The following is a 23225-nucleotide window of genomic DNA, read 5'->3' as shown; positions in this document are numbered from 1 at the left end:
GAAAAATTATGACAATAGCTCATGTAACAACAAAGCAAGAATTAGGAGAACACTTAAAAACTGAAAAAATGGTGTTAATAAATTTTTGGGCAGAGTGGTGTAGCCCATGTAAAATGTTCGGGATGGTTCTTAATCAACTTAATGAAGAATACAGTGATGAGGTGAAAATTTTAAGGGTGAACGTTGACAAAAGCCCAGATCTTGCAGCGGAGTACCAGGTGCTTGGGATTCCTCATTCCCGTTTGATTATTCATAATAAATTGCATGAACCAATTGTTGGATATATTCCTTTTGAAAATCTAAAGCAAATTATTGGAGTTTAATTCGTGATAAAAACTGGAGGAAAAAAGATGGAAATTTTTGAATGTGCAATTATTGGTGGAGGACCTGCAGGATTGAATGCTGCATTATTATTAGGTAGAGCGAATCGATTAGTAGCATTGTTTGATACAAATAATGATCACCTTGCATTCGAGCTTCAAGAAAGTATTTCAAGAAATGGAAATGCCGCTATTGAATTTATGCAAGCAGCAAAAGAAAAATTAAATCAATATCCTACTATTCATTCCATCGTTAGTCAAAACGTTAGGGCTATTAAACAATCAGACAATAAGCTTTTTAAAATTTATACAGAAGATGGTGAAAACTATCTTGCTGAGAAAATCCTTTTGACAGATGGTACTAAAATACAGACAGCTATCCCAAATATTAAGCAATACTATAATAAAAGTATTTTTACTTCTCCATATGGCTATGGTTGGGAATTAAAGGATAAAAAATTGATTTATATAAATGAAACAGGTGATGTTGCAAGAACTGCTAAAATAATTTTTAATTTATCAAATGATTTAGTTGTGGCAACAAACGGTCATGAAGTAAAGGAAAATGAAAAGAGAGAACTGGAAAATAAAGGGATAAATGTGATCACTGATAAGATTAAAGAAATGAAAGGACATAATGGGGTATTGAGTAGTGTCGCCTTTCAAGATGGGTTAGAAATTGAGCGGGAGGCAGGCTTTATTACCCCATCCATTTATACAACAAATTCCATTGGTCAAGGATTTTCTTGTGATTTAGATGAACATGGGTTAATCGTTGTTGATCATTTCGGAAGAACATCAGAAAAAAATGTGTATGCAGCTGGTGATGCTGCTCAGCCTGCACCAACAGAAATTGTTCTTTCAGAAGCAACGGGAATTCAAGTAGCAATAACAATTAATGCAGATATTTCAATTGAAAAATTTTAAAAAATTTAGACCTTTTTACTCAAAGGGTGGCCTTTACTCGGGATGGTTCGATGTGATAAAGATACCTGAGCACAAACAGTCACGATCATATTGTAGGGCTTGCCTCCATTTTTATCTTTCATGAACTGTGAGAATAAATTATCATCATTAGCATCTCCCATATTAAAAGGTGGTAAGATGAATCTGATTGTAATTCCAATTCAGTGGTTCTAAACACCTGCTAAAAGAAGGTAAAGCCTCTTGCTAATATGAACTAGTTATCATTGCAATGAACAATTGGGTGAAAGTTTTAATGAATTAGTGTTAACTGTAGGGGATTTTATAGGTTGGTATAACGAGAGGGTATTGGAATGAAAATAAATTCCATACTCTTTTGTCGATTTGAGGAAAATTCGGATGAGGTGCAAATGGGGATATTGGGGAAGCTCATGGGAAATTCTTTAGAAAAGAATTGAATGCATATTGGACAGGGATTTTCGGAAGATATACTTCTGTGTCTTGAAGTAATCAAGTAAAAGATGAACAATCGTTCAAGACCTATAATCGGACGCGTTTAAGGAATAAGAAAATTTTTTAGGTGGCAATCCCGCCACTGGAGGTGATTCAATCATTATGAAATTTTCAAAAGCTACAAATTATGCTCTTCACTCCATGCTTTTTCTTGCAATGGATACATCCAACAAGTTTGTTGGTGTACAGGAGCTAGCAGAAAAACAAAAAGTTTCTCCAACGTACCTCTCTAAAATATTGACTAAATTGGCTAAAGAAGGAATGATTATTTCTGCTTCAGGTGTCAATGGAGGTTATTCCATTAGCCGAAAATTGGAAGATATTTCGTTTTTGGACATCATATATGCTATTGAGGGTAAATCATCTTTATTTGATTGCTGTTTAGATTCTCTTTCAGTATGTGCTTTAAAAAAAATAATGCTTTCAGCAGAGAAAAAAATGGAGGAAGAATTAAAGAATCAGAAAATATCAGCTCTTGTTAAAAAAAATCTGTGAAAATAATCCACCTTAATTTTTTTGTTAATCAGGGATATAAAAAGTCTTTAAAGTCTTTAAATATAGTTTCAAATTAGTATAAAAAATATCAAATTTAATTAATACTTTTCAATTTTAAAAATAAAAGGGGTAAATTTATGCAAATCATCATACTTTACTTAATTATGGGGATAATTATAGGTATGCTTTTCCCTATTCAGGCATCTATTAGTGCTCGTTTAGGTTCTTATTCAAAAACACCTTTAACAGCTTCGTTCATCGCATTTTCTTTGGGATCAGTGATACTACTCATAATTAATTTAATAGTAAATCCTGCAGGAATCAGTGTTGGGATTGATTTTTCATATCCATTGTATGTTTTTATCGGTGGAGCAATAGCTGGTATTGGCTTTCATGTGGCTAATGTTATTCTTTTTTTAAAACTAGGTGCTTCAGTTACAACAATAATAACTGTAACTGGGCAAATGATTGTAGGAGTTTTAATTGATCACTTTGAGTGGTTTGGTGTATCAGCCAATCCTATTAGTACTACTAGAATAATCGGGACTATCATTATGATTTTAGCTATTTCATTGGTTCAATCTAAAAAGCAAAGAGATTTAACTGCATCGTCAGAAGAGAAAAAGGATAGTAAAATCATTTGGGTAATTCTAGGGGTTTTTGCTGGGTTTTTACCACCATTGCAAACCGCCATTAATGGAGAACTTCGCGTTGCAACGGGCTCTCTTTTAGGGGCTACTTTTATTTCTTTTTTTGTTGGCGCGATTATCTTGCTAATTATGATTTTGATTACTAGACGTCGCTTAGAAATTCCTTTGTATGATACTCAAAATAACCGTATTCCTGTTTGGGTATATATGGCGGGTATATTTGGCATATTCATTGTAACAGGTAACATTGTCTTATTACCTGTACTTGGATCGGTTCTAACTACTATGGTTTTTCTATTGGGACAAATGATTATGGCTGTAATAATCGATCAGTTTGGAATATTTAATTTACAAAAAAGGAAAATTGATAATAGAAGAATTGCCGCTATAGTATTGACTATTATTGGAATAATATTTGTTAAGTTCTTGTAATTTTTTTAAGTGGCTAGGCGCATATTCAATAATTCAAAACTACAAGCGAACGTTCGGGCATTAAACTACATGTTAGCTTCACAAATCGCATGGGGATGCCCCTGACGAAGAATGCCGTATTTAGCCAGCTTTTTTCAGCGTTAATTGCTTATGTGTTACTAAAATTTCTGCATATAGAAGGACACAAGAAAAACAACTGCAAACGCTTATCTTTTCGCTAATTTTACACGCCAATTTCTTTGTGCTACCTTGCCGATTGAATGGCGTATTGGTTTGAAAGAAATACTCGCATTTCATTGGGAACTGAATTCATTAAATATTGTGTACTTTTGGTTAATCAACACATGTGATATATATACATTAAATTTGATGGAGGTAAGTATTTATGGGATTAAAGGCAGATTTATATTCATTGAAAGTTGACATAATTGATGACTGTGTTGATTTATTTATTGATACTTTCTCAAAGGAACCTTGGAATGATGTATATGAGTCAAGGAAACAAGTTGTAGATTTTTTTGAAAATTACATGAAAAACGATTATTTTATTGGATACGTTCTAAAAATAGGTGATGAACTTGTTGGATTGAGCATAGGGGCAAAAAAGCCATGTCTAAAAGGAATGGAATATTTCATTGATCAATTTTGTGTAAGTGAAAAATTTCAAAAACAAGGAGTAGGTAGTAAGTTTTTAGAACTTATAGAATCTGACATTAAAAAGAAAGATATAAATACTATTGTGCTAACAACTTCTAAGGGATTTCCGTCAGAAAAATTTTATATTAAAAATGGATTCAAAGTATCTGATAATGCAATTCTTCTTGCCAAGTGAGCATACCTAAAAAGGATGAATAGTATTTTTCCACCTAAGGAATAAGGGCATAGTTAAAGGGGAAATGTTCCCGTTAACAGTTGTAAAATTTTATTATGGAGTTAATCGGTACAGCTTGCACTTTAGGCTTTCGGAGGTAGGTCGGTGCGGTGAAGGTTTCCTCCCTTGGTTATTTCTCACAACAATTAATAACCAGGACAGATCAACGACCAACCAGCGCCTCATAAACTTGTTTGGGGAATAACACATGGCCAGCCTATATTTTTTAAGAGATTTAAGAAACCTAATTACAAATAAGTTGATTTTTTATTGTAAAAGTTGACAGATTTTCATAAGATAATTCAAAATCTTTGATTACTATGTATTTGAACAAGTATTCTATTTATAGAGGTGATAGAATGGGCAAACATAAAAAGATAATAGCTATTTCAGGTAGCATTCGAGAAGCTTCTTCCAATACTAATATATTAAAGGCTATATCTGCTTTTATTCCTGAAGGTATTGATTACTCAATTTATAACGGAATAAAAGACCTTCCGCATTTTAACCAGGATATAGATGCAACGGAACCACCAGTTGTTGTTGAGAATTTTAGAAAAACGTTAAGTGAATCACATGCGCTTATAATCTGTACGCCAGAATATGCAAAAGGTGTACCAGGAGTCTTGAAAAATGCGCTAGAGTGGCTTGTTTCATCTGGTGAACTTTATAAAAAACCAGTGGCTGTTATAACGGCTTCACCGTCGATTACTGGCGGAGACAAAGCTCATGAATCTTTACTGCTTACGCTGGAGATGATTGATACTATTATTGTTGAGAATGGGTCGTTGCTAGTTCCATCTGTCGGAACTAGATTTAACAATAATGCTACAGTGAAAGACGAGAGTACCAAGCAATCAATCATTGACCTTATCAATAGTTTAGTGTACGAGATTAATAAATAACATAATCAACAAGTGCAGGGAAACACTTTTCTGCCTTACAAACATGTCCAGCTCAACGTGTATGTGAGAAATGAGCTAACTCGATAAAAAATAATTATGCCACAGAAAAAAGCCTTATCATGCACGATAAGGCTTTTTATTATGCCTAGTACAAGATATACCAGAGTTAAAAGACGATAGTTCGATGTTTTAATTTTAAAAGCGAGTATCGAGCAGAGTTTCCTCCTACTTGATTCGTTGGTACTTGCTTTTGAAGCAAAAAGTTTTTGAGGTTTAAACAGTTTGGATATATATGACAGCCTTACTATGGAATATAATTTTTAAGCCTCCAGTGAATATAACAGAATCGGAAAGCAGTTCTTTGTGCAAGTATAAGTCGAATCTGGGTGCAATTATACCGTGACAGAATTGATCACCATCTATTTTTTTGCCAAATATAAACTGCACAACATAAGATTAAAGCACTTTGCATTAGCCAAATTCCTATTGTTAATGAAGTCCACTTCGTAAGTACAGGTAATAGTAAAAAGCCTATTAAAAACCCAGATCTTGTAGCAAGTGTGTTAAGACCGAGCAAGCGACCTCGCACATTCTCGTGGCTGCGCTGTATAAGTGTATAGTGATTCACTTGTACGAATGCTTCAGAAGCTCCTATTAGTAATAAAATAAAAAACGTGAAGGACGTTATTTCATAAATAAAGGTTAATGATACAAAAAACGCAAACAATAGTAAGCTTATAATATAACGTCGTTCGTTTACAGCTTCTTTTTTAATAAACAACGTAGAAAGGAAAGAACCAATAGCAATCGTTGACCACATCAAGCCGTTATAAAAATCACCATTTTCTTTTATAGATGTGAAAAGCGGCAGGGCATATTGATAAGCAGAAGCTGCTAGTGGATAGACAAAGCCCATTATAAGCAAAAACAAATATCCATCTCCCATTATAATGTTTTGGCTAGCTTGTCTTTGTTCATTTGTTCTTAGTAACAAAGATGGTTCTATCCAGCGAACTTTTAACAATACGATTGCTGATCCGATATACATTATTCCATCAAACACAAGTAAATACTTGTAAGAAAAAAATGCAGAAATAAAGCCACCAGCCGTAAAGCCAATAATACTCATGATTGCTCCAAATCGTACAAGAAGAGTATTAATTTTCGTAAGATTTTCTTCATCAAACATTGAGGGAATGGATGCGCGATAACTCACATCGAAAAATACATATGTTATTCCAAGAAAAAAAGCAATTAATACAATAAACAACGGATGTTCTAAAAAAATTAGACTTAATACAATTCCACCGCTTGCAAACTCCGAAAAAATCATTGTTCTGCGTTTTGAAAAACGATCTGCAACTATACCTGCAAGATAACTTATCATCAAGCCCCCAACTTGTCTCCCTATAAAAAATAAGGTCATATATAGCTTGAAAACAAACGTTAATACGGTCTGGTACCGAAATATTAAAGGTAATGGGAGAATCAAAGCTAACCAACTGCAAACCCAAATTGCTATTCCGGAATCATTCGGCGGCAGCGGGGAAGGTGCAAATCCGATGGAAATACTTGTATCTGCTGCGGCAGCTTGTTATACCTCAACACTTACTATTACACTCGATACTCAACAATTACCTATTGCCGGATTGACTATGGATACGGAGGCAATCCAATCAGAAGAGGGAGTGAGAATCGTTCATTTTCCACACATCGTTTTGGCTCCAGATGCAACAGAAGAACAAGTTCAATCTGCAAGAGAAGCAGTTGTGACTGCAGAGCAAAATTGTTTTATTGGAAATATGTTAATAAAAGGAGGCGTTCAGATTGAGGTGAAAGGGGAAGCATCATTAAGCTCAGAGGCAGATGTCATTCGTCAATACATGAAAGAACACGCTTTGGACTCATTTTAGAACGAATGAGGATATAGAGGAAGTGATATTTTCCGTTGCCTTTGTACATCCCCCCAGCAGGTGGAAGGCTGAAAATGGTGAAGAATTTTATGGAAATTTATCATGCAACGGATGCGTTTTTCAAGAACAAGATGAAATGCAACAAACTCTTTTTGTACCCAATAATAGATATAAGAGATCTAAGAAGTATGAGATGGAATTTCAAGATTGGATGATAAATACAGGGAGGAAGATGATCCCCATGATTTGTTATTTGATAGATAGTATAATTAAACACGATTTGCGAGCTAGGGGGTTACGCGAGTCAACTTCTAAGTAAAATCGTACTTGTCTTGTTGCATGTTCTGTTCCAAATACGACGGAAGGTTATGCTCCGGAGTTCGGAACTGCAGGTATCGTGTTTGTGTTGCGATCGTAGCAAGCACGCTGCTGTTCCGAAAGTCTGCTGTTGTAAATTTAAAGTAAAGTCATACCGTAAAACAAAGCGTAGTTTTGCCCCTTTAGATATGTTTTGTCTAAAGGGGTTCTGTGCTGCAATATCTTCTTTAATCAACATGTTTTAGTTTAATTATTACTTTACGATCTATCGCTAAAATTATTTATATAGAATTTTTTCCCTTATAAAATTAAGTTTTCATATTTGATTTGCCACACCCCATTTGCACATTTCCTCTAATATTGGCATTAAGCTCTTTCCTTTTGGAGTTAAGGAGTATTCCACTTTTGGAGGAATTTGAGGATATTCTTTTCTATGAACAATTCCAGAGTTCTCTAGTTCACTTAACTGAGAACTTAACATTTTGTGAGTGATAGCAGGAATTTTCTGCTTTAACTCTCCATAACGTAAAATCGTATCGGAAGATAATTCATACATTATTTTCATTTTCCACTTGCCACCGATTAACGATAATGTGAAGTCAAATGGTCTTTGTTTGTTGCGCCTTATAAAATTATTACTTAACTCTGGCAATAATATCACTCTCCTTTAAGTAAGTATCTTACAAAAAAGTGCATACTAGTTTTATTTGTATTCGTGTTTATAATTTGGGATAGATTCATGAGTAATTCAGAAGTCAATAATAATTCTATTATAGACTCGACATATTACTTAATCAAATATAGTTGAAGGAGAATGAATAGATGTCTAAAGAACAGAAACTCATATTTAATACAATTGATTTGAGTGAGGATGAGATGTATAAATTGTTAATTGGCTCTGTAATACCAAGACCGATTGCATGGGTTTCATCAAAAAGTAAGGATGGCATTTTAAATTTAGCGCCATTCAGCTTTTTTACTGTAGCTTCTCGAAATCCACCAACCCTTTTGATCTCAATAGGACCGGGCGTTAATGAACGAATGGGAAGCATTAAGGATACGTTAACGAACATTCGTGAAGTAAAGGAATATATAATTAATATGGTTCCTGAGTCGCTTGGGGAAGCGATGTATCGTTCATCGGCTAGTGTAGAGCCAGAAAAAAATGAGTTTGAGCTTGCAGGAGTGACTGTCCAGAATGGTAAAGTTTTGAATGTGCCGGCAGTGTTAGAAGCGCCAATCTCAATAGAACTTAAGTTAGACCAGATTATTCCTGTCGGTGGAGATTATCTAGTGCTTGGAAAAGTTGAATGTGTCCAAATAGATGAAGCAATCTATGCAGGAAACTATAAAATAGCTATCGATAAGTTTAAGCCGCTTGCTAGTTTGGCAGGAGACTTTGCCGGACTAATGCCTTCATTTTCATATGGACAGAAGGATACATAAATCATTTTGCTGTATCTTTAAAACAAAGTTGTACCGTTTTGAAAAAAGTTATACCGTTTATAAAAAAGATGAACTGTTTTTTAGATCTTAGAATGATAATTTATAAAAGTTTGATCAAAAATCCTGTTATATGCAGGATTTTTCCTTATTCAGCAATTGGGCCATATTGTTGGTGCGACACGTTCTTAGGCTTAAATGAGATGTGGTTAACACAATCTCGGTAAAGGCTAGGCAATTTATATTGAAGGATATTATCAAGGAGTCGAATGATGAGGTAACTGAAGCGGACGTCCCCAGGAAGCTCTGCTCTGCGCGAAAACGAAGCGTCAGCGGAAAAGCACACTGGTAGAGCGGAAATCAACCCCTAATCATGGTGAATAACCCATGTTTTACAATTTGTGGTTTAAATATATGGTTTTTAATGTTAATATATAAATGTAGTAAATAAATATATAATATAGGGAGTGGTAAAAATGAAGAGTAAAATACGTTTAATTACAGTAACCGCTTTATGTACAACTATGTTATCGGTTCCATTATTTTCACCAGTTTCTGCTCAAGTAAGTAACTCAAAAGAAGTGTTTGAACTAAGTCAAAATCAATTAAATGCACCTATTAATCTTCTAGAAGATAATCCTATACCAGGTGTTATTATTAAAGATATCACTAGAGAAGAGTATGTAAAGAACGTTGCAGAAAATGAAAATATTACTTACGATGAGGCAGATCAGTTAGTTTCGACAAGGACTGCTCAAGGATTACAGTCTATAAATAATAAAAGAGGTACTCTGGCTCTGGCACAAGACGATGGCATTAGTTGGAGACAAGCTTCATGGACACAAGCATATTCTAAAAACTCTAATTATAAAGCTACTTTAGTGGCATCTTTTGAAATTTTCTCTAATGGTTCCTTCAGACAAATTAATAGTGCTACTTGTGGTTCTTCTCTTGCTGCTGGAGAATACTCGCCGACATGGCAACAAAGTAATTCTTGGAAAACTACAGTTTATCCTGTTTCTAAAGCCACAGTTGGAGTAACTGGTAATTTTTATACAGTTTATAACAACTCAGCTGGTGTTAGTGGTGGACTTCCTGGATTTAATGTAAGTGTTTCAACTAGTACTAGTATTACTTATGTTTCAGATCCTATGACGATCCAACGAGAATATTCGCTTTACTAATTTATGAAAAAAGTATTTATCATAGTCCTATTTTGCTTTATATTATCAGGATGCATCCCTAAATTTGATCAGACTGAATCTGGCATTATGGATGATATTACATTTGAATTAATTTCAAAAAACATTAATCCAACCACTAGGATAGAATATATAATTAAACTAACTAATAAGAGTGATTACACAATTGTCCAAAATAGTGTGTTATTTGGCTTTATCAATGATCCTGAAGAGCAGGGAGAAACAACTAATCCGTTTAGAGTGCTTGCGGCAGGCAATCAACTAAATATTAAGTCCGGCGAAAGTGTAGAACTGTCGGTCTCCTTTTCACCTACTTTCTATAAAAAATTTACAGAATCCGAAGTAAGGATAGCGAATATTTATATTGTTGGCTATGTTAATCATTTAAAAGAGGAAAATCGTTTTGAATTTACTACGAGTTTAGCATTACAATAACTTATGTATATAAAAAACATACTAACATTAGTAGTACAAACCAAGGCATGGTTTGTGCTACTATTTTTTTATAGTAGAAGTGAAGTAAAGCCGACCAGCCTCTGGGACCATTTGTGAGTCCGTATATAAAACTGGCTAACTTCACGCCCTTAAATGAATCAGTTTAGTATGTTGGGTCCAAAGAATTGTGTATAAGAAAGGGGAATCGATAAGGTATTGTGAAGGCTTCTATAATCTGTAATAAGGCGAAGGTTAAAATGAAACATGTGATTGCGTTAGATATAAGTAAAGGGAAAAGTACCATTGCAATTTATGACGGCTATCGTCAATGGGAATTTGAAGCGACAGGCGTCTATTCAAAACCAGTCGAAACGTTTTTTAAAGATTACGGTATGCATACTGCGGCATGGATTTCCTGTACCAGGTGCACACACAATTCGTTACACATGCAAATAAATGAATGAATGAGAGAACATTATGTATCCTAAAAAATAAATTCCCCCACGCTCGCCATCCCGTAATTTTTTCCTGGTGCCGGAAACAACCGTATCGGCGCCTTACTATCACGCCATGCCCTACCCCTGAAAAATTGAATAATTTACCAATGACGGTTTGGGGACTTTTTATATTTCTACTACCACTACAATAAGGTTACTTTCCAATAAGCATGAAACTTATTTCTTTACGGGGTCCCGTCAGATTTATGCGGATTTACAATGTTAAGCGAAATAAAGTTCCCAAATAAAAGTTTGGAAACACACTTTAAAGCCACAAAATGAAGTTTAGTTATTCCATTAAAGGGCGCAATTCTTGAATAACACAGGTAGAAAATAATCAAACTTTTTTATAAAAACAAACTTAAAACTGCTAAAGAGGAATCCCTTTTGATCAATCTTTTTTCAAAAGGGATTCTTTTCGTAAAATAAGGGTTTGCGAGGTATTTTTGCTCAAACTTAATTTCAAAGCAAGGGGTCTGTGTAGCAATGGAACCAAATCACGCTATAAGCATTAGCGGACGATGGAAATCCCCGAGGCATACATAGGTCAAAATCAGAAGCTTCCGGCACGTATTATTATCCATCGTTTAACAGACAATCAAACGCAAACACGCCTTAAAAACCAAGCCATACGAGAAAAGAAGAAAGGCATTAAGGAGAAAAGTAAGCACTTGATGGGGATGAATGTCTATATCACGAATACATCGCCAGAAGAAGTCCCCACTGATTATGTCCATTCCCTCTATTCCCTGCGTTGGCAGATTGAGATTTTATTTAAAACATGGAAGTCATTCTTTGAAATTGATGAAGCAAAACAATTAAAAAAGAACGCCTTGAGTGCCATTTATATGGCCAACTTATCGGCATTCACATCTGTTCTTCTACCATGTTTCAAATGCGGCAGCTACTGCTTGAAAAGAAAAAGCAGTAGTTGAGTGAATACAGGGCGATTTATATGATTAAAGATTACTTTCCATTAATATTTCAAGCAATGGCAGTTGGCACAAAAGAACTTTTGAAAATTTTGCATCGCCTTTATCATTTACTCAAAAAGAATGGTCGTAAATGCCATCGGTATAAGAAGATGACTGTCTTTGATATTCTTGGGGTTGTGTATGAAACGACGGTGAAGGACAGGCAAGCTGCCTAGAAAAAAATTGTATTTTTATAGGCTTCTTTGTCATGCCTAATTTTCTATTTCTGATAGTTTTGAAACCATGATCTTTGGTATCTAGTAATTTACGTTGTTAGCTTGATGGGTATGGGGTAGCATCAAATACCCATCAAGTTAATATTTTTTAATACCCCAAAACAAAAATATTGTTTTGGGGGTTATCTTGTTTCTTAGCTTGATGGTGATGTGGCGGGACCCCTATTACAGGTGTGCATGCAGTAGAACGACCTCTGCATATTTTATTATATAGGTTATTCAGTCAATATAACCATACGCTTTTTCACTTAAGTCTATTGTATTTCTAAGAAATACGACTTTATATTGATCTTTTTATAAGATTAGAGAGTATAAAATATTTTGTGTAAATGAAATAAGACGACAAAAAAAGAAGACCTTTTCTTGGTAGAATTAAGTCACCACAACCAATCCTAGAAAAGAGGTCTTCCCTATGAATCAGTTTACAACAGAAATCGTCGAAGCTCTAGTAAAAAAACAAGATATTACCGAAGTTTTTCGTTCGCATTTAGAAACAGCGGTCAATACGCTACTTGCGACAGAACTAACGGCTTTTTTAGATTACGAAAAATATGATCGAATTGTCTTCAACTCTGGCAATTCACGCAATGGTTCGTATTCACGCACGTTACATACAGAATACGGTGATTTAAACATCCAGATACCATGCGACCGCAACGGTGAGTTCAAGCAACAGACCGTCGCACCCTATAAACGTTCAAATGACACACTAGAATCAACGGTCATTCATCTCTTCCAAAAAGGGGTTTAGATTTTTTTCTACCTTTTTATTTCATGAATTTTTTTATTAGTATCAATACTCCACCGGTTTGGCTAAAAAATAACAAAGGGTAAAGTTTTACAACGAAAGATTTTTTTAGTGTCTATCTTATAGAGTACATTTTATTGTTATGAGATTTTATGAGTAAGGAATTGTTCTATATAGGTCTCTATACTAATATTTCTCCCTCTATTGAAACAACTGCTGGTCCTGCTACTTCAATAATAGGATTCTCCCCATCAGGAGTAATCGTTACATAAAGAATCCCAGGTCTATTGATAGCATGACCTTGACCTATAACTAATTGATGTCTCTCTCCGTTAGTTAGGATGTTCTCTAAATATAAATAGCCACCTAATGCACCGTTTGCAGCTCCTGTAACGGGATCTTCATCAATTCCTATATTTGGACAAAAATCCCTTGTGTAAATATCAAATTCCCCATTTGTATCAAAGGTAAAGAGATGTGTGGTGGATATGTTAAAGTCATTGTTCATCTTTTTAAGTTCCTTTAATTTAGGTTCTGCTCGGTCAATTGCTTGTCGTGTTTTAACTGGAACCAAAAGATGGGAGACTCCAGTATTCCCTATTTTTATTGGATATCTATTATCAATATCTGTATCATGTATACCAACAAGATCAGCGACTATTTTGGGGTTAATGTCTATACTTTTTATTTGAGGACGTACTTGAGTCATGGACACTTTAGTTAATTGGTTGTTTTCCATAATCCATTTAACGGGAATTAGTCCTATGTTAGATTCAAAGATTATTTTTTCATCCTTATTGATCCAATTGTTCTTAGTAGCCATTAACCATGCTGTACCTAAAGTGGCGTGACCGCAAAAATCAACTTCTTCGGTGGGTGTAAAGTATCTTATTCTATAATCTGCATTTGTATTTGTTGACGGTAAAAGAAAGGCGGTTTCTGAAAGGTTTAATTCATTAGCTATTTTTTGCATTTCTACGTCTGTTAAATTTTCTGCATTCGGTATTACGCCAGCAGGATTTCCCCAAAAAGTATCCGTTGTGAAAGCATCCACATAGAAAACCTTTATCTTTTTCCTCATTATATCTCCTCCTCTTTTTCTGAGATTATTGTATTATGATAAAACGAATAAGTAAAATTCATATTTTTGAAGTGAAGAAGTCGAATGGAAAGATAAATCTTACATGGGGATTATATAGTGAACCTTTTTCAAATAGAAATATTCGTCAAAGTAGTCGATATTGGAAATTTCACAAGAGCAGGGGAGAAATTGGCTATGACACAATCTGGGATAAGTCATCATATTGTTTCTTTAGAATCGGAACTAGGTATTCCTCTTTTAAATAGAGGAAGAAACGGTATCTCATTAGCGAAGAATGTATTATAAAATATATGAGAAATATTTTATCTGAAGTGGAAGGCATTAATAAGAGACTGCTTCTATTTTAGGTATTGAAATGGAAAAATAAATATTGGTAGCTTTTCAAGTTTCTCATCAAAAGTGTAGCCTAAAATAATGTCAATGTTTTGAAGAGAATTTAAGGAAATAGAAATGAACTTTTTTGGAAAGATGTTGTAAATGAAATGCATGCACTCAACTATTTATGGGGCAAGCTTTTACTGTGTATGACACGTAACAATTCATGAATCCATACAAAGGAAGTGTATTACTACTTCTTAGTGACTTCGATTATTTGTAAGCCCAGTGAGTTTATTGAATACAATACAATGATTAATTACAATACAACGACAGTGATTAAATTTCAAAAAAGTGGACATAATCCGATGCTTGAATAAGTATTCAAGTAGGGATGCGACCAATGCCTAAAGACGACTATGTTTTCATGATTAAATAAAAAGGACTTTATATAGCGGTTATGCATTCAGTAATCACGTTATTTCCTGTAATTAGTAAAGTAATTACGAAGGAGATTATGGATAATGTGCAGTTGGAAGAATTAGAGAGTTGCCAACTATCTCGTTTAATACAGTAAATGAAACAGTACATCTTTTTTCCAACATGAAGACATAAATATTATTGAAACAACTTAAATTCAGTGCTATTATGGATATATAAAGTCTTTTATTGGAGTGAATAACAGTAATGAAATATTCTAAGGCTACCAATTATGCACTACACACAATGCTTTTTCTTGCAAAGGAAACACCAAATAAACCAATGGGTGTTCAACAATTAGCTGAGATGCAAGATGTTTCTCCCACCTATTTATCTAAAATACTAACCAAGTTAGTAAAAGAAGGAATGATTAACTCCGTGTCGGGTGCTAATGGTGGATATACACTTCGTCACAATTGGGAAGCTATTTCATTTTTAGATATTATACATGCAATTGAAGGCAAATCTTCGTTGTTTGATTGTTGTTTATACAACGATCCTAAGTGTGTAATAAAAGAAGTAATGCTATCGGCTGAAGAAAAACTAGAGAATGAGTTAAGAAATAGAAAAATACCGGATTTTGTGAAAAAATAGTCGTGGATTTAATCCACCATTATTTTTTGAATGTTCGAGGATATAGAGAGTCTTTTAAGTCCTTTGAAGAAATTTAACAAGCGATCTTAGAATTTTTACACTCTGAACTAAGAACTCTTCTTGGTTGCTTACTTCTATAAATTTTCAAGTAGTTATAGCTTGTTCTTTGGAGGCTACGGGAATTCAAGTAGCGATAATAATTAATGCAGATATTTCAATTGAAGACTTTTAAAAAAATTTAGCCCTTGAATGGGGGAAGGCTGATTAAATAATTAAAATTTTGAAGTAGAAGTATACCAGAATATAGTAAAGGGGGAGGTTTAGAATGTGAAAAAACAAGAAATCAAAATGAGATGATAGGATAAATATATATTCTTAAATAGAATTTCAATTATAGGGAGGAAATAAGTATGCCATTATTTTCACAAACGATAACTGACTTTTGGGAGTCACAATTTTTAAATGGAGACGTTATCTACAACGATGAAAATTTTACTGTCACCATCAACCATGACCTGATTGAAGACAGTCGGGTCATGGTGCTGGAAACAGCTGATGGTCGGGTTTTGACAGTCTTAACACCTGAAATGGCTGAGAAGTTAGACCTTTCTAAAGGACAAGACCTTTCTGATCTAGCCTTCCGCCAGAAATTGAATGAGGGAGGAGTTACACTACATGGCGCCGATTATCTTTTTTATTTTTCGGAAGCAGAAAAGAGCGTCTTGCTACAAGAAAACCAAGAGGGAGCATTGCGCCGATTAACAGAGCAGGATAATGCGATTTTCTCAGAGTTTGAATCCTCCGCCACTGAACAAGATTTGGATGACGCTTCTGTGGAGTTGGATCATTGGGCAGTGTTTGGTTCTTTTGAGCAAAATCGCTTGGTCTGTGCTTCCAGTATGTATCCTTGGGAAGAAGATGTACAAATAGCGGATCTCGGCGTATTAACTCTGTCATCTTTTAGAGGAAAAGGTCATGCTCGTAAAGTGGTGCGTTCAATCTGCAAATACGCCTATGAGCACGGTTACGAACCACAGTATAGATGCCAGCTCGATAACGAGGCTTCTATATTCTTAGCTAAAGCTGCAGGTTTAACACTGTTTGGAAAGTGGGATGTAATTTCCCCTGACTGCACTGTCGGAGAGTCCGAGTAGATAGGGATATATAAAATAATATAAAGTGAGTGACCAAACGCTAAGCCAATAAAGATAAAAAAGATAAGGAAGTGAGTTTATGAGTAATGAAAAAGTGTTAAAAAAATTTCTGTTTGATGTAACTGAAGAACCAAAAAGTATTTATCCTTACGCTCCTGTTTATAAGGTGGAACAAGGCGGCGAGTCTTACATTGTTAAAAATACGGTATCGCCAATTGAAGAAGCAATGAAGCTTGCGAATTTCGTAGGAAGATTGCATAAGCTTGGGGTTCCTATTGTAGCTCCAGTCCCAATGAGTGTTGACAATCCTCAACAAGTAGATGAAACAGTATGGGTGGTTTATCCGTTTATAAAGGGCATGTCCTATACGGGGAAAGATGATGAAATTTATGAGGCTGGTAAGTTACTTGGGCGTATTCATTACTTATCATCGGAGAATAATGAAGAAGGTCTGGATATCTATGATGAGTTTGATTTTGAGGAGCAGGAAATAAAAGAGGATTTAGAGGAAATAATAGGTCATGCTGAGAAGAGAGGAATTTCACTGGATGAAGGTCAATTAAGTGAACAAATACTCAGAATTATTGAACAGCAAGGGGCCTTAAAGGTTTTGAAATTACCATCAGTGGCTACACCCTATGATTATAAGGCAGATAATCTAATTTATAATGACTACGCAAAGCCTTATCTCATTGACCCGGATAACGCTACCTTTTTACCAAGAATCTATGATTTAGCATTGGCATTGCTTCTATTTCACAATGCATTGGATACAGCCCCTGACCGTATATTTGATATCAAACAATGGTCCTTATTTAAAAAAGGATATTTTGAGTTTGTGGAGATTACAGATATGGAAAGAAAGCATTGGCAAGATGTTGTAAGGCATATTTTCTTGGATGAAGTAATCTGGTTGATGGCTGATTTTGAAGAAGGCTGGGATGATCAAAGGCAAGTTAATTTTTTCAATTCTCTATTATCACTAATCAAGGATATGGAATCCTATGATTTAAAATAATGAATTCAAGGTAACAGTAGAAATCTCAAGAAAAAGGATTATCTTCCTAATCAAAGCTAGAAAAATCAGCTTTAAATTAAGAAGAAGACTGAATCAATCATCAAAATCCTTATCCACTTAATCTATAAGAATAGTCACTTTGTATCTCAAAATCACAATCTATCAGCTTATTCAATATAATAAAAAAAATCATATGCTGATGCGTATGTGCCGAGCAGTAGCGTAAAAAAAGAGGACAAAGAAATCTATCCCACTACATTTTTCAGGCGCAACTTCGAATGCATTTTCTCTCTACATCCCGAGTAAACGGTCAAAGGTTTTTTTCACCTTTGACGGGCTACTCGTGATGTGAACAGATGTTGCGCAACACAAAAAATTAACTTGAGTGTGTCTAAAATCTCGACGTAGAACCAAGATGATTACCGCACAGAGGGAACAAGGTTAGAATCATTAGCGATATGATAGTAAGAACTGCTGATGGATTTTTTATTGAGCTATAGTTGTACTTATACGAACGCTTAAAAATGAGGTGTGCATATGATTTTAATAAGTGCCTGCTTAGCAGGATTAAAGGTACGTTATAACGGAACAGATAGTTTAGACGAAAGAATTCAACAGTTTGTGTTAGAAAATAAGGCAGTAACTGTATGCCCTGAACTTATGGGAGGTTTTTCGACGCCACGTGAGCCCGCTGAAATAGTCGGCGGAGATGGTGAAGATGTTCTTGATGGAAGAGCGAAAGTGGTTGAAAAATCTGGACGAGATGTAACAGAGCTTTATTTAAAGGGAGCAAATGCAACATTACAGAAAGCGCTTGAAGTAGGCGCAACTAAGGTTATTTTAAAAGAGTATAGTCCATCCTGTGGTAGTGCAATGATTTACAATGGTGATTTCAATAGTACAAAATTAGTAGGTGTAGGTGTAACAACCGCATTGCTAAGAAGAAATAATATCGCCGTCTTTTCCGAAGAAGATTTTTCTGAGTTATTTATGCAAATTTGATAGTGAAATATGTATTTACCATAAGAACAAAATTAATAGATCTGGAATAATAATGGTTCCAGTGCTAAATCTATCAAATAATTTTAAGCAACATCGAATAGACCTAATAAAAAAGCGGTCATTAAGAATATAACAGTAAGATGGTATTTGTTATGAGTACTGCTTGAGAAATAGGACATCTCAAGCCATTGCATTTAGAAAATGGGATGAATGTACTCGGTTTTGAATTAGAAGAGCAAGGGATATATTCTTTTAGTGGAAACTTTTCTCAGAATGAAGATGTATTCACAATTATTAAATTTTAATTAATATATAGGTTAGATGGAGCGTGTATTTATTTTTAAAACACGTCCTTTCACTGCTATTTAAAGGACCAGATTATTGAAGAAACTTTTTGAACAGGGCAGAATCGTATGGAAGATTAATTTAACTAAAATTGTGAATTTTCTGGTAAATTAAACGAAGATAAAATAAATAAAAAAAGAGGAATCCTATATGAATAAAAGACAGTGGAGAGTAGGAATTTTTTTATTTGATGATGTAGAGGTTTTAGATTTTGCAGGTCCATTTGAAGTTTTTTCTGTCACAGAATTAGAAAATGGTCATCAGCCATTTGTAGTAGAAACAGTATCAGAAAAAGGGAACATGGTAATTGCATGTAATGGGTTAAAGATACAGCCAGATTACAGTTTCGAGACTATACCTAGATTTGATATTTTAATTATCCCTGGTGGTCTAGGTGCTAGGGAGCATGAAGTACGTAAAGATAATGTAATCAAGTGGATTACAAATCAAATGAAAACGGTGCAACTAATGACATCTGTATGTACAGGTGCTTTATTATTAGCAAAGGCTGGTTTACTTAACGGTAAAATGGCAACGACTCATTGGGCAAGTATTGAAAGATTAGAAAAAGAATTTCCTCAAGTCGAAGTACAACGAGAAGTTAAATTTGTAGATGAAGGCAATGTCATTACGTCAGGTGGGATTTCAGCAGGCATCAATATGTCATTTCATATTGTAAAGCGATTATTAGGTTCTGAAGTTGCTCGAGAAACTGCCAAAATTATGGAATACGATATTGTTATTTAAATCATTATTGAACGAACGGGCGCGATTGTTGAAGATCGAAGGTAGAAAATGTTTAAACTTTTTTATAAAAAGTGACCCCTAAAAGTGACCCTGAATATATCATAAAGTCTAGTTCTCCTAGGTCTAGACTAACAACGTATGAATCAATCACTCGCACAGGATTATCAATATGGACAAAGTCCTTCAAGATATAACGGTCTTCTTCTCCAACAAATGCCATGTGATCAGCTCCTTTTTACTTGTATGGCTAGTATTTGTTTAATGTTTTTTTGGATGCAACGGATCATGTTTGTGAAAATACTGGAGGTATTCTTGGATTGTAGATTCTTCTATATTAAATAGAATAGGATTCACTAGATTTTTTTGATTGTCAACAAACCAAAATAATGAGGACTTTAACTTAATTTTTCATACAGAATGTTTAGTACGTCGTAGCGATAGGTTTCTAGATTTGGATTAATCTGTATGTTTGCTAAAGTTTGAACTGCACTTAGTATTGCATTAGAATCTTGGGTAGTTAGATTCATGGAAAATCCCCTCCTTAGCTATAACAGATCGGAAGCTTTCTCCTGTCGGTCTCCTATCTGATATTACATTAACGACGGAGAGAAACTTAGACGAAGACACGGGAATCATCCCCCAGGCTGCTGCCATGAATCTGTTATCCCTCGTATTAATGGGGATAAAGATGAAAAATCAGGAGCGAATTCAAGCTCATCAGCAAAGTTTGGAACAATTATACTCCACTTATGATGTGTATTTAGAATAAACTTATGTATTCCTATCTTGAAGGAGGAGAAATACGCTATGAATCAGGAGATTGAAAAGAGAATTGAACGAATCGTAAATGGCTTACTGAAAGAGGGTACTCTTAAGAACCAATATGAAAAGGCTACGCTCACAGAAAGGTTGAATGCTACCAATACACCTGGTGTTAGTATCGCTGTGATTAACAACTATGAGATTGAGTGGGCATGTGGATTTGGTGTAAAGGAGTGTGGGAAACCTGAACCTGTCACCACAGATACACTCTTTCAGGCCGCATCTGTCAGCAAACCGATCTTTGCCACAGTTGTGATGAAATTGATACAGGATGGCAAGCTTGATCTCGACGAAGACGTCAACAACTACCTCACTTCTTGGAAGGTTCCAGCTAACGGTGCTTGGCAGCCTGCAATCACTCTCCGCCAATTGCTTAGCCATACAGCGGGACTTACTGTTGATGGTTTTCCAGGCTATCTAAGAAATGTTGATGCACCAACCGTTGTACAAATTCTTGATGGAGAAAGCTCTTCCGCCACTCCTGCCGTTCGGGTGAACATAATGCCCGGAACCCAATTCCGTTATTCTGGAGGCGGCACAACTGTCGCTCAGCAGGCTGTATCAGATTATTTGGATAAGAGTTTTCCGGACATTATGCATGAATTATTACTGGGTCCTCTGCAAATGGATAGAAGCACATATGAACAACCTCTTCCTGAGAAATGGCATGATTCTGCTGCTACCGCACATCCTTGGAAGTCTCAACCAGTTCAAGGTAAATGGTATGTCTATCCGGAGATGGCAGCGGCAGGTCTTTGGACAACTCCCTCTGATCTTGCTCGTGTTGGCTTGGAATTGCAGTTAGCTTTGAAAAATGAATCAGGCCAGTTGTTTTCAGCGGATATTATTAAACAGATGTTAACTCATCAGGTAGAAAACGATATGGGAATTGGCTTTTTCTTAGAAGGGGACGGAGAAAATACCCGTTTTGGTCACGGCGGATGGAACGAAGGTTTTGTCTCCCAGATGATGATGTACAAGAATCACGGTATGGGAGCTGTCATCATGCTGAACTCAAACGAAGGTGACGATATACTTCGGGAAATTGAGCGAGCTATCGCCCGAGAGTATAATTGGCCTGGCTATTTTCCAAATGAAAAAATAGTAATCGCCGTGACTCCAGAGATTTTAGATACATATGTAGGCGAATATGTAACACTATTTGGTTTGAAACTAGTAGTTACTAAGGAAAATGGTATCCTTTTCTTGCAGCCTGCTGGTCAAGCTCCTATAGAGCTGTATTCTGATTCAGATACGAAGTTTTTTATGAAGGTCATAGACACTGAAGTTACATTTGAGACGGTAGAAGACAAAGTAACGGGATTAGTTCTTCTTCAAAGCGGACAACCAGTTCCGGCTGAAAAGATGAGTGGATAGGTAAGTTGGAAGGAAAAGCAAACAGTCGTTTTTTTCGCGTTTCTTTGTATAGTAATTAGGGCTGCTGAACATTAACTTCTCTCAGCTTTCACAAGGATTAAGCCGCAGTTTCATCATTCTCTCATGACGCATTTTCGTAAACACCTGGGTGCCGATGTCATCAAGCAAATCAACGACTGGATCTTGGAAGAAGAAGCTACACGCGACAAGTAAGATCGTGATGACGACGGCTCCAATCGTCCTTCGGGCGGACATACTACCGATGATCGTGCTGACGATTCAAACGAAGAGCAGCGGAAAAACACAGTTACACTCATGCTGGACGCCAATTGCACCCCAGTGGATATCTCGTATCTGACCGAGCGTTAAAGTGAACGCTCCGGTCGAATTCGGTGCCAACTGGCGATCAGTTTGGTCGAAGGCTATGCGCGAATGGAGAAGCTGTCTTTGGACATACGGTCGGCTGGCGAAGCGTAGTATATCGAGAGACAAGGTTGTTATGTTGAACCTGATTCCCTGGATCCTTACAAGACAAGTATGTCAGCAAGCGCTGCTATTAATTAGTACATGAAGCATATAAATTTCTGGGGAAATCTGAGAAGATTATAAAAAGTAATTATCCAGAAATAGCGAAGTTTATTTCTGATTCAGCGAAAGAAAGTATATCTGAACAAAAGTTAATAAGAAGGGCAAATCTAGAAAAAGCAATAATTCATATTTATAATCATTATGGTAGGGTTGATTACTCTCTTTTAAGTGAATTTTTAGGAGTTACAGAAAAGACATTAACGAGTTCTTCAGGAGTATATAAAGGAATCGGTTCATTGATAAAGCGTACGTTAGCTGACTTAGGGGAAGATGAAAGATTCTATACAAACATTTGATAACAGGGTCTTTTAGTAGATTGGATGCTCGTCGATGTGCGAGATGTAATAACCAAAAAGACCGCCCTAAAAATGGTAGAAATAGTTTATGACAATATGAATTATAGAAATATGGAATTATGACAATTTTTATTATAAATAGTGTCACTATTTCACTGGATGAAGGTCAATTAAGTGAACAAATACTCAGAATTATTGAACAGCAAGAGGCCTTAAAGGTTTTGAAATTACCATCAGTGGCTACACCCTATGATTATAAGGCAGATAATCTAATTTATAATGACTACGCAAAGCCTTATCTCATTGACCCGGATAACGCTACCTTTCCACAATGCATTGGATACAGCCCCTGACCGTATATTTGATATCAAACAATGGTCCTTATTTAAAAAAGGATATTTTGAGTTTGTAGAGATTACAGATATGGAAAGAAAACATTGGCAAGACGTTGTAAAAACATGTTTTCTTAGATGAAGTAATCTGGTTGATGGCTGATTTTGAAGAAGGTT

General features: G+C 35.4%; 24 protein-coding genes and 2 pseudogenes. 21 read left to right on the top strand and 5 right to left on the bottom strand.

The window, feature by feature from the left end; genetic code table 11:
- Positions 1-8: 8 nt before the first annotated feature.
- The 6 genes from AC3WOM_RS02460 (at position 9) to AC3WOM_RS02435 (ending at position 5110) form a co-directional block, all read left to right on the top strand.
- Complete coding sequence (locus AC3WOM_RS02460; protein WP_492444745.1) at positions 9-323, top strand: thioredoxin family protein; 315 nt, start codon at positions 9-11, stop codon at positions 321-323.
- Between the two features lie 27 nt (positions 324-350).
- On the top strand, positions 351-1247 hold the full coding sequence (locus AC3WOM_RS02455; RefSeq protein WP_492444743.1) for an NAD(P)/FAD-dependent oxidoreductase: 897 nt from the start codon (positions 351-353) through the stop codon (positions 1245-1247).
- A gap of 612 nt (positions 1248-1859) precedes the next feature.
- Complete coding sequence (locus AC3WOM_RS02450; RefSeq protein WP_492444741.1) at positions 1860-2252, top strand: Rrf2 family transcriptional regulator; 393 nt, start codon at positions 1860-1862, stop codon at positions 2250-2252.
- A 137-nt stretch (positions 2253-2389) separates the two neighbouring features.
- Positions 2390-3334: a DMT family transporter gene (locus AC3WOM_RS02445; RefSeq protein WP_492444739.1), complete on the top strand. Its 945-nt coding sequence runs from the start codon at positions 2390-2392 to the stop codon at positions 3332-3334.
- Positions 3335-3719: 385 nt separating this feature from the next.
- Positions 3720-4166, top strand: coding sequence for a GNAT family N-acetyltransferase (locus tag AC3WOM_RS02440; protein ID WP_492444737.1), 447 nt, complete (start codon positions 3720-3722; stop codon positions 4164-4166).
- 398 nt (positions 4167-4564) lie between these two features.
- Positions 4565-5110, top strand: coding sequence for an NADPH-dependent FMN reductase (locus AC3WOM_RS02435; RefSeq protein ID WP_427538982.1), 546 nt, complete (start codon positions 4565-4567; stop codon positions 5108-5110).
- A 412-nt stretch (positions 5111-5522) separates the two neighbouring features.
- Here AC3WOM_RS02435 and AC3WOM_RS02430 read toward each other — a convergent pair whose 3' ends face one another.
- Positions 5523-6602, bottom strand: coding sequence for an MFS transporter (locus AC3WOM_RS02430; RefSeq protein ID WP_492444735.1), 1080 nt, complete (start codon positions 6600-6602; stop codon positions 5523-5525).
- Here AC3WOM_RS02430 and AC3WOM_RS02425 point away from each other — a divergent pair.
- Entirely contained in the window at positions 6544-7023 is a 480-nt protein-coding gene (locus tag AC3WOM_RS02425; protein WP_492444734.1) for an OsmC family protein, read from the top strand. The two genes, AC3WOM_RS02430 and AC3WOM_RS02425, sit on opposite strands and share 59 nt — an antisense overlap.
- A gap of 634 nt (positions 7024-7657) precedes the next feature.
- Here AC3WOM_RS02425 and AC3WOM_RS02420 read toward each other — a convergent pair.
- Positions 7658-7993: a winged helix-turn-helix transcriptional regulator gene (locus tag AC3WOM_RS02420; protein ID WP_427538970.1), complete on the bottom strand. Its 336-nt coding sequence runs from the start codon at positions 7991-7993 to the stop codon at positions 7658-7660.
- A 170-nt stretch (positions 7994-8163) separates the two neighbouring features.
- On the opposite strand from AC3WOM_RS02420, the gene AC3WOM_RS02415 reads away from it, so the two are divergent.
- The 6 genes and pseudogenes from AC3WOM_RS02415 to AC3WOM_RS02390 all read left to right on the top strand — a co-directional run.
- Positions 8164-8787 carry a flavin reductase family protein gene (locus tag AC3WOM_RS02415; protein ID WP_492444733.1) on the top strand — a complete coding sequence of 208 codons (624 nt, stop codon included), beginning with the start codon at positions 8164-8166 and terminating at the stop codon, positions 8785-8787.
- Between the two features lie 473 nt (positions 8788-9260).
- A complete protein-coding gene (locus tag AC3WOM_RS02410; protein WP_427538964.1) occupies positions 9261-9968 on the top strand; it encodes a hypothetical protein in 708 nt (235 codons plus the stop codon).
- Between the two features lie 87 nt (positions 9969-10055).
- Positions 10056-10421: a hypothetical protein gene (locus AC3WOM_RS02405; protein WP_427538961.1), complete on the top strand. Its 366-nt coding sequence runs from the start codon at positions 10056-10058 to the stop codon at positions 10419-10421.
- A gap of 257 nt (positions 10422-10678) precedes the next feature.
- Positions 10679-10885, top strand: a complete 207-nt coding sequence (locus AC3WOM_RS02400; protein WP_427538959.1) for a hypothetical protein — start codon at positions 10679-10681, stop codon at positions 10883-10885.
- Between the two features lie 551 nt (positions 10886-11436).
- Positions 11437-12068: pseudogene (locus AC3WOM_RS02395) on the top strand (transposase); the annotation flags it as partial.
- Between the two features lie 472 nt (positions 12069-12540).
- Positions 12541-12876: pseudogene (locus tag AC3WOM_RS02390) on the top strand (transposase); the annotation flags it as partial.
- 181 nt (positions 12877-13057) lie between these two features.
- Here AC3WOM_RS02390 and AC3WOM_RS02385 read toward each other — a convergent pair.
- On the bottom strand, positions 13058-13957 hold the full coding sequence (locus tag AC3WOM_RS02385; protein ID WP_492444730.1) for a PhzF family phenazine biosynthesis protein: 900 nt from the start codon (positions 13955-13957) through the stop codon (positions 13058-13060).
- A gap of 117 nt (positions 13958-14074) precedes the next feature.
- Here AC3WOM_RS02385 and AC3WOM_RS02380 point away from each other — a divergent pair, with 117 nt between their 5' ends.
- From AC3WOM_RS02380 to AC3WOM_RS02355, 6 genes are all read left to right on the top strand, one after another.
- Complete coding sequence (locus tag AC3WOM_RS02380; RefSeq protein ID WP_492444728.1) at positions 14075-14263, top strand: LysR family transcriptional regulator; 189 nt, start codon at positions 14075-14077, stop codon at positions 14261-14263.
- A gap of 717 nt (positions 14264-14980) precedes the next feature.
- Positions 14981-15367, top strand: a complete 387-nt coding sequence (locus AC3WOM_RS02375; protein ID WP_492444726.1) for an Rrf2 family transcriptional regulator — start codon at positions 14981-14983, stop codon at positions 15365-15367.
- Positions 15368-15777: 410 nt separating this feature from the next.
- Positions 15778-16521 carry a GNAT family N-acetyltransferase gene (locus AC3WOM_RS02370; protein WP_492444724.1) on the top strand — a complete coding sequence of 248 codons (744 nt, stop codon included), beginning with the start codon at positions 15778-15780 and terminating at the stop codon, positions 16519-16521.
- A 79-nt stretch (positions 16522-16600) separates the two neighbouring features.
- Positions 16601-17539, top strand: coding sequence for a phosphotransferase enzyme family protein (locus AC3WOM_RS02365; protein ID WP_492444723.1), 939 nt, complete (start codon positions 16601-16603; stop codon positions 17537-17539).
- A 537-nt stretch (positions 17540-18076) separates the two neighbouring features.
- A complete protein-coding gene (locus AC3WOM_RS02360) occupies positions 18077-18541 on the top strand; it encodes a 2-thiouracil desulfurase family protein (RefSeq protein ID WP_492444721.1) in 465 nt (154 codons plus the stop codon).
- A 495-nt stretch (positions 18542-19036) separates the two neighbouring features.
- Positions 19037-19633: a DJ-1/PfpI family protein gene (locus AC3WOM_RS02355; protein WP_427538937.1), complete on the top strand. Its 597-nt coding sequence runs from the start codon at positions 19037-19039 to the stop codon at positions 19631-19633.
- 52 nt (positions 19634-19685) lie between these two features.
- Here AC3WOM_RS02355 and AC3WOM_RS02350 read toward each other — a convergent pair whose 3' ends face one another.
- The gene (locus AC3WOM_RS02350; protein ID WP_492444720.1) at positions 19686-19853 is read right to left on the bottom strand and encodes a hypothetical protein; all 168 of its coding nucleotides are present in this window, start codon (positions 19851-19853) and stop codon (positions 19686-19688) included.
- Between the two features lie 175 nt (positions 19854-20028).
- A complete protein-coding gene (locus AC3WOM_RS02345) occupies positions 20029-20160 on the bottom strand; it encodes a hypothetical protein (RefSeq protein WP_427538931.1) in 132 nt (43 codons plus the stop codon).
- Between the two features lie 280 nt (positions 20161-20440).
- On the opposite strand from AC3WOM_RS02345, the gene AC3WOM_RS02340 reads away from it, so the two are divergent.
- Positions 20441-21832, top strand: coding sequence for a serine hydrolase (locus AC3WOM_RS02340; protein WP_492444718.1), 1392 nt, complete (start codon positions 20441-20443; stop codon positions 21830-21832).
- A gap of 1003 nt (positions 21833-22835) precedes the next feature.
- A complete protein-coding gene (locus tag AC3WOM_RS02335) occupies positions 22836-23069 on the top strand; it encodes a hypothetical protein (RefSeq protein ID WP_492444716.1) in 234 nt (77 codons plus the stop codon).
- Positions 23070-23225 lie beyond the last annotated feature (156 nt).

Source organism: Lysinibacillus sp. FW301-JW8 (assembly GCF_058788755.1).
This window is presented reverse-complemented; position numbering and strand designations above follow the sequence as displayed.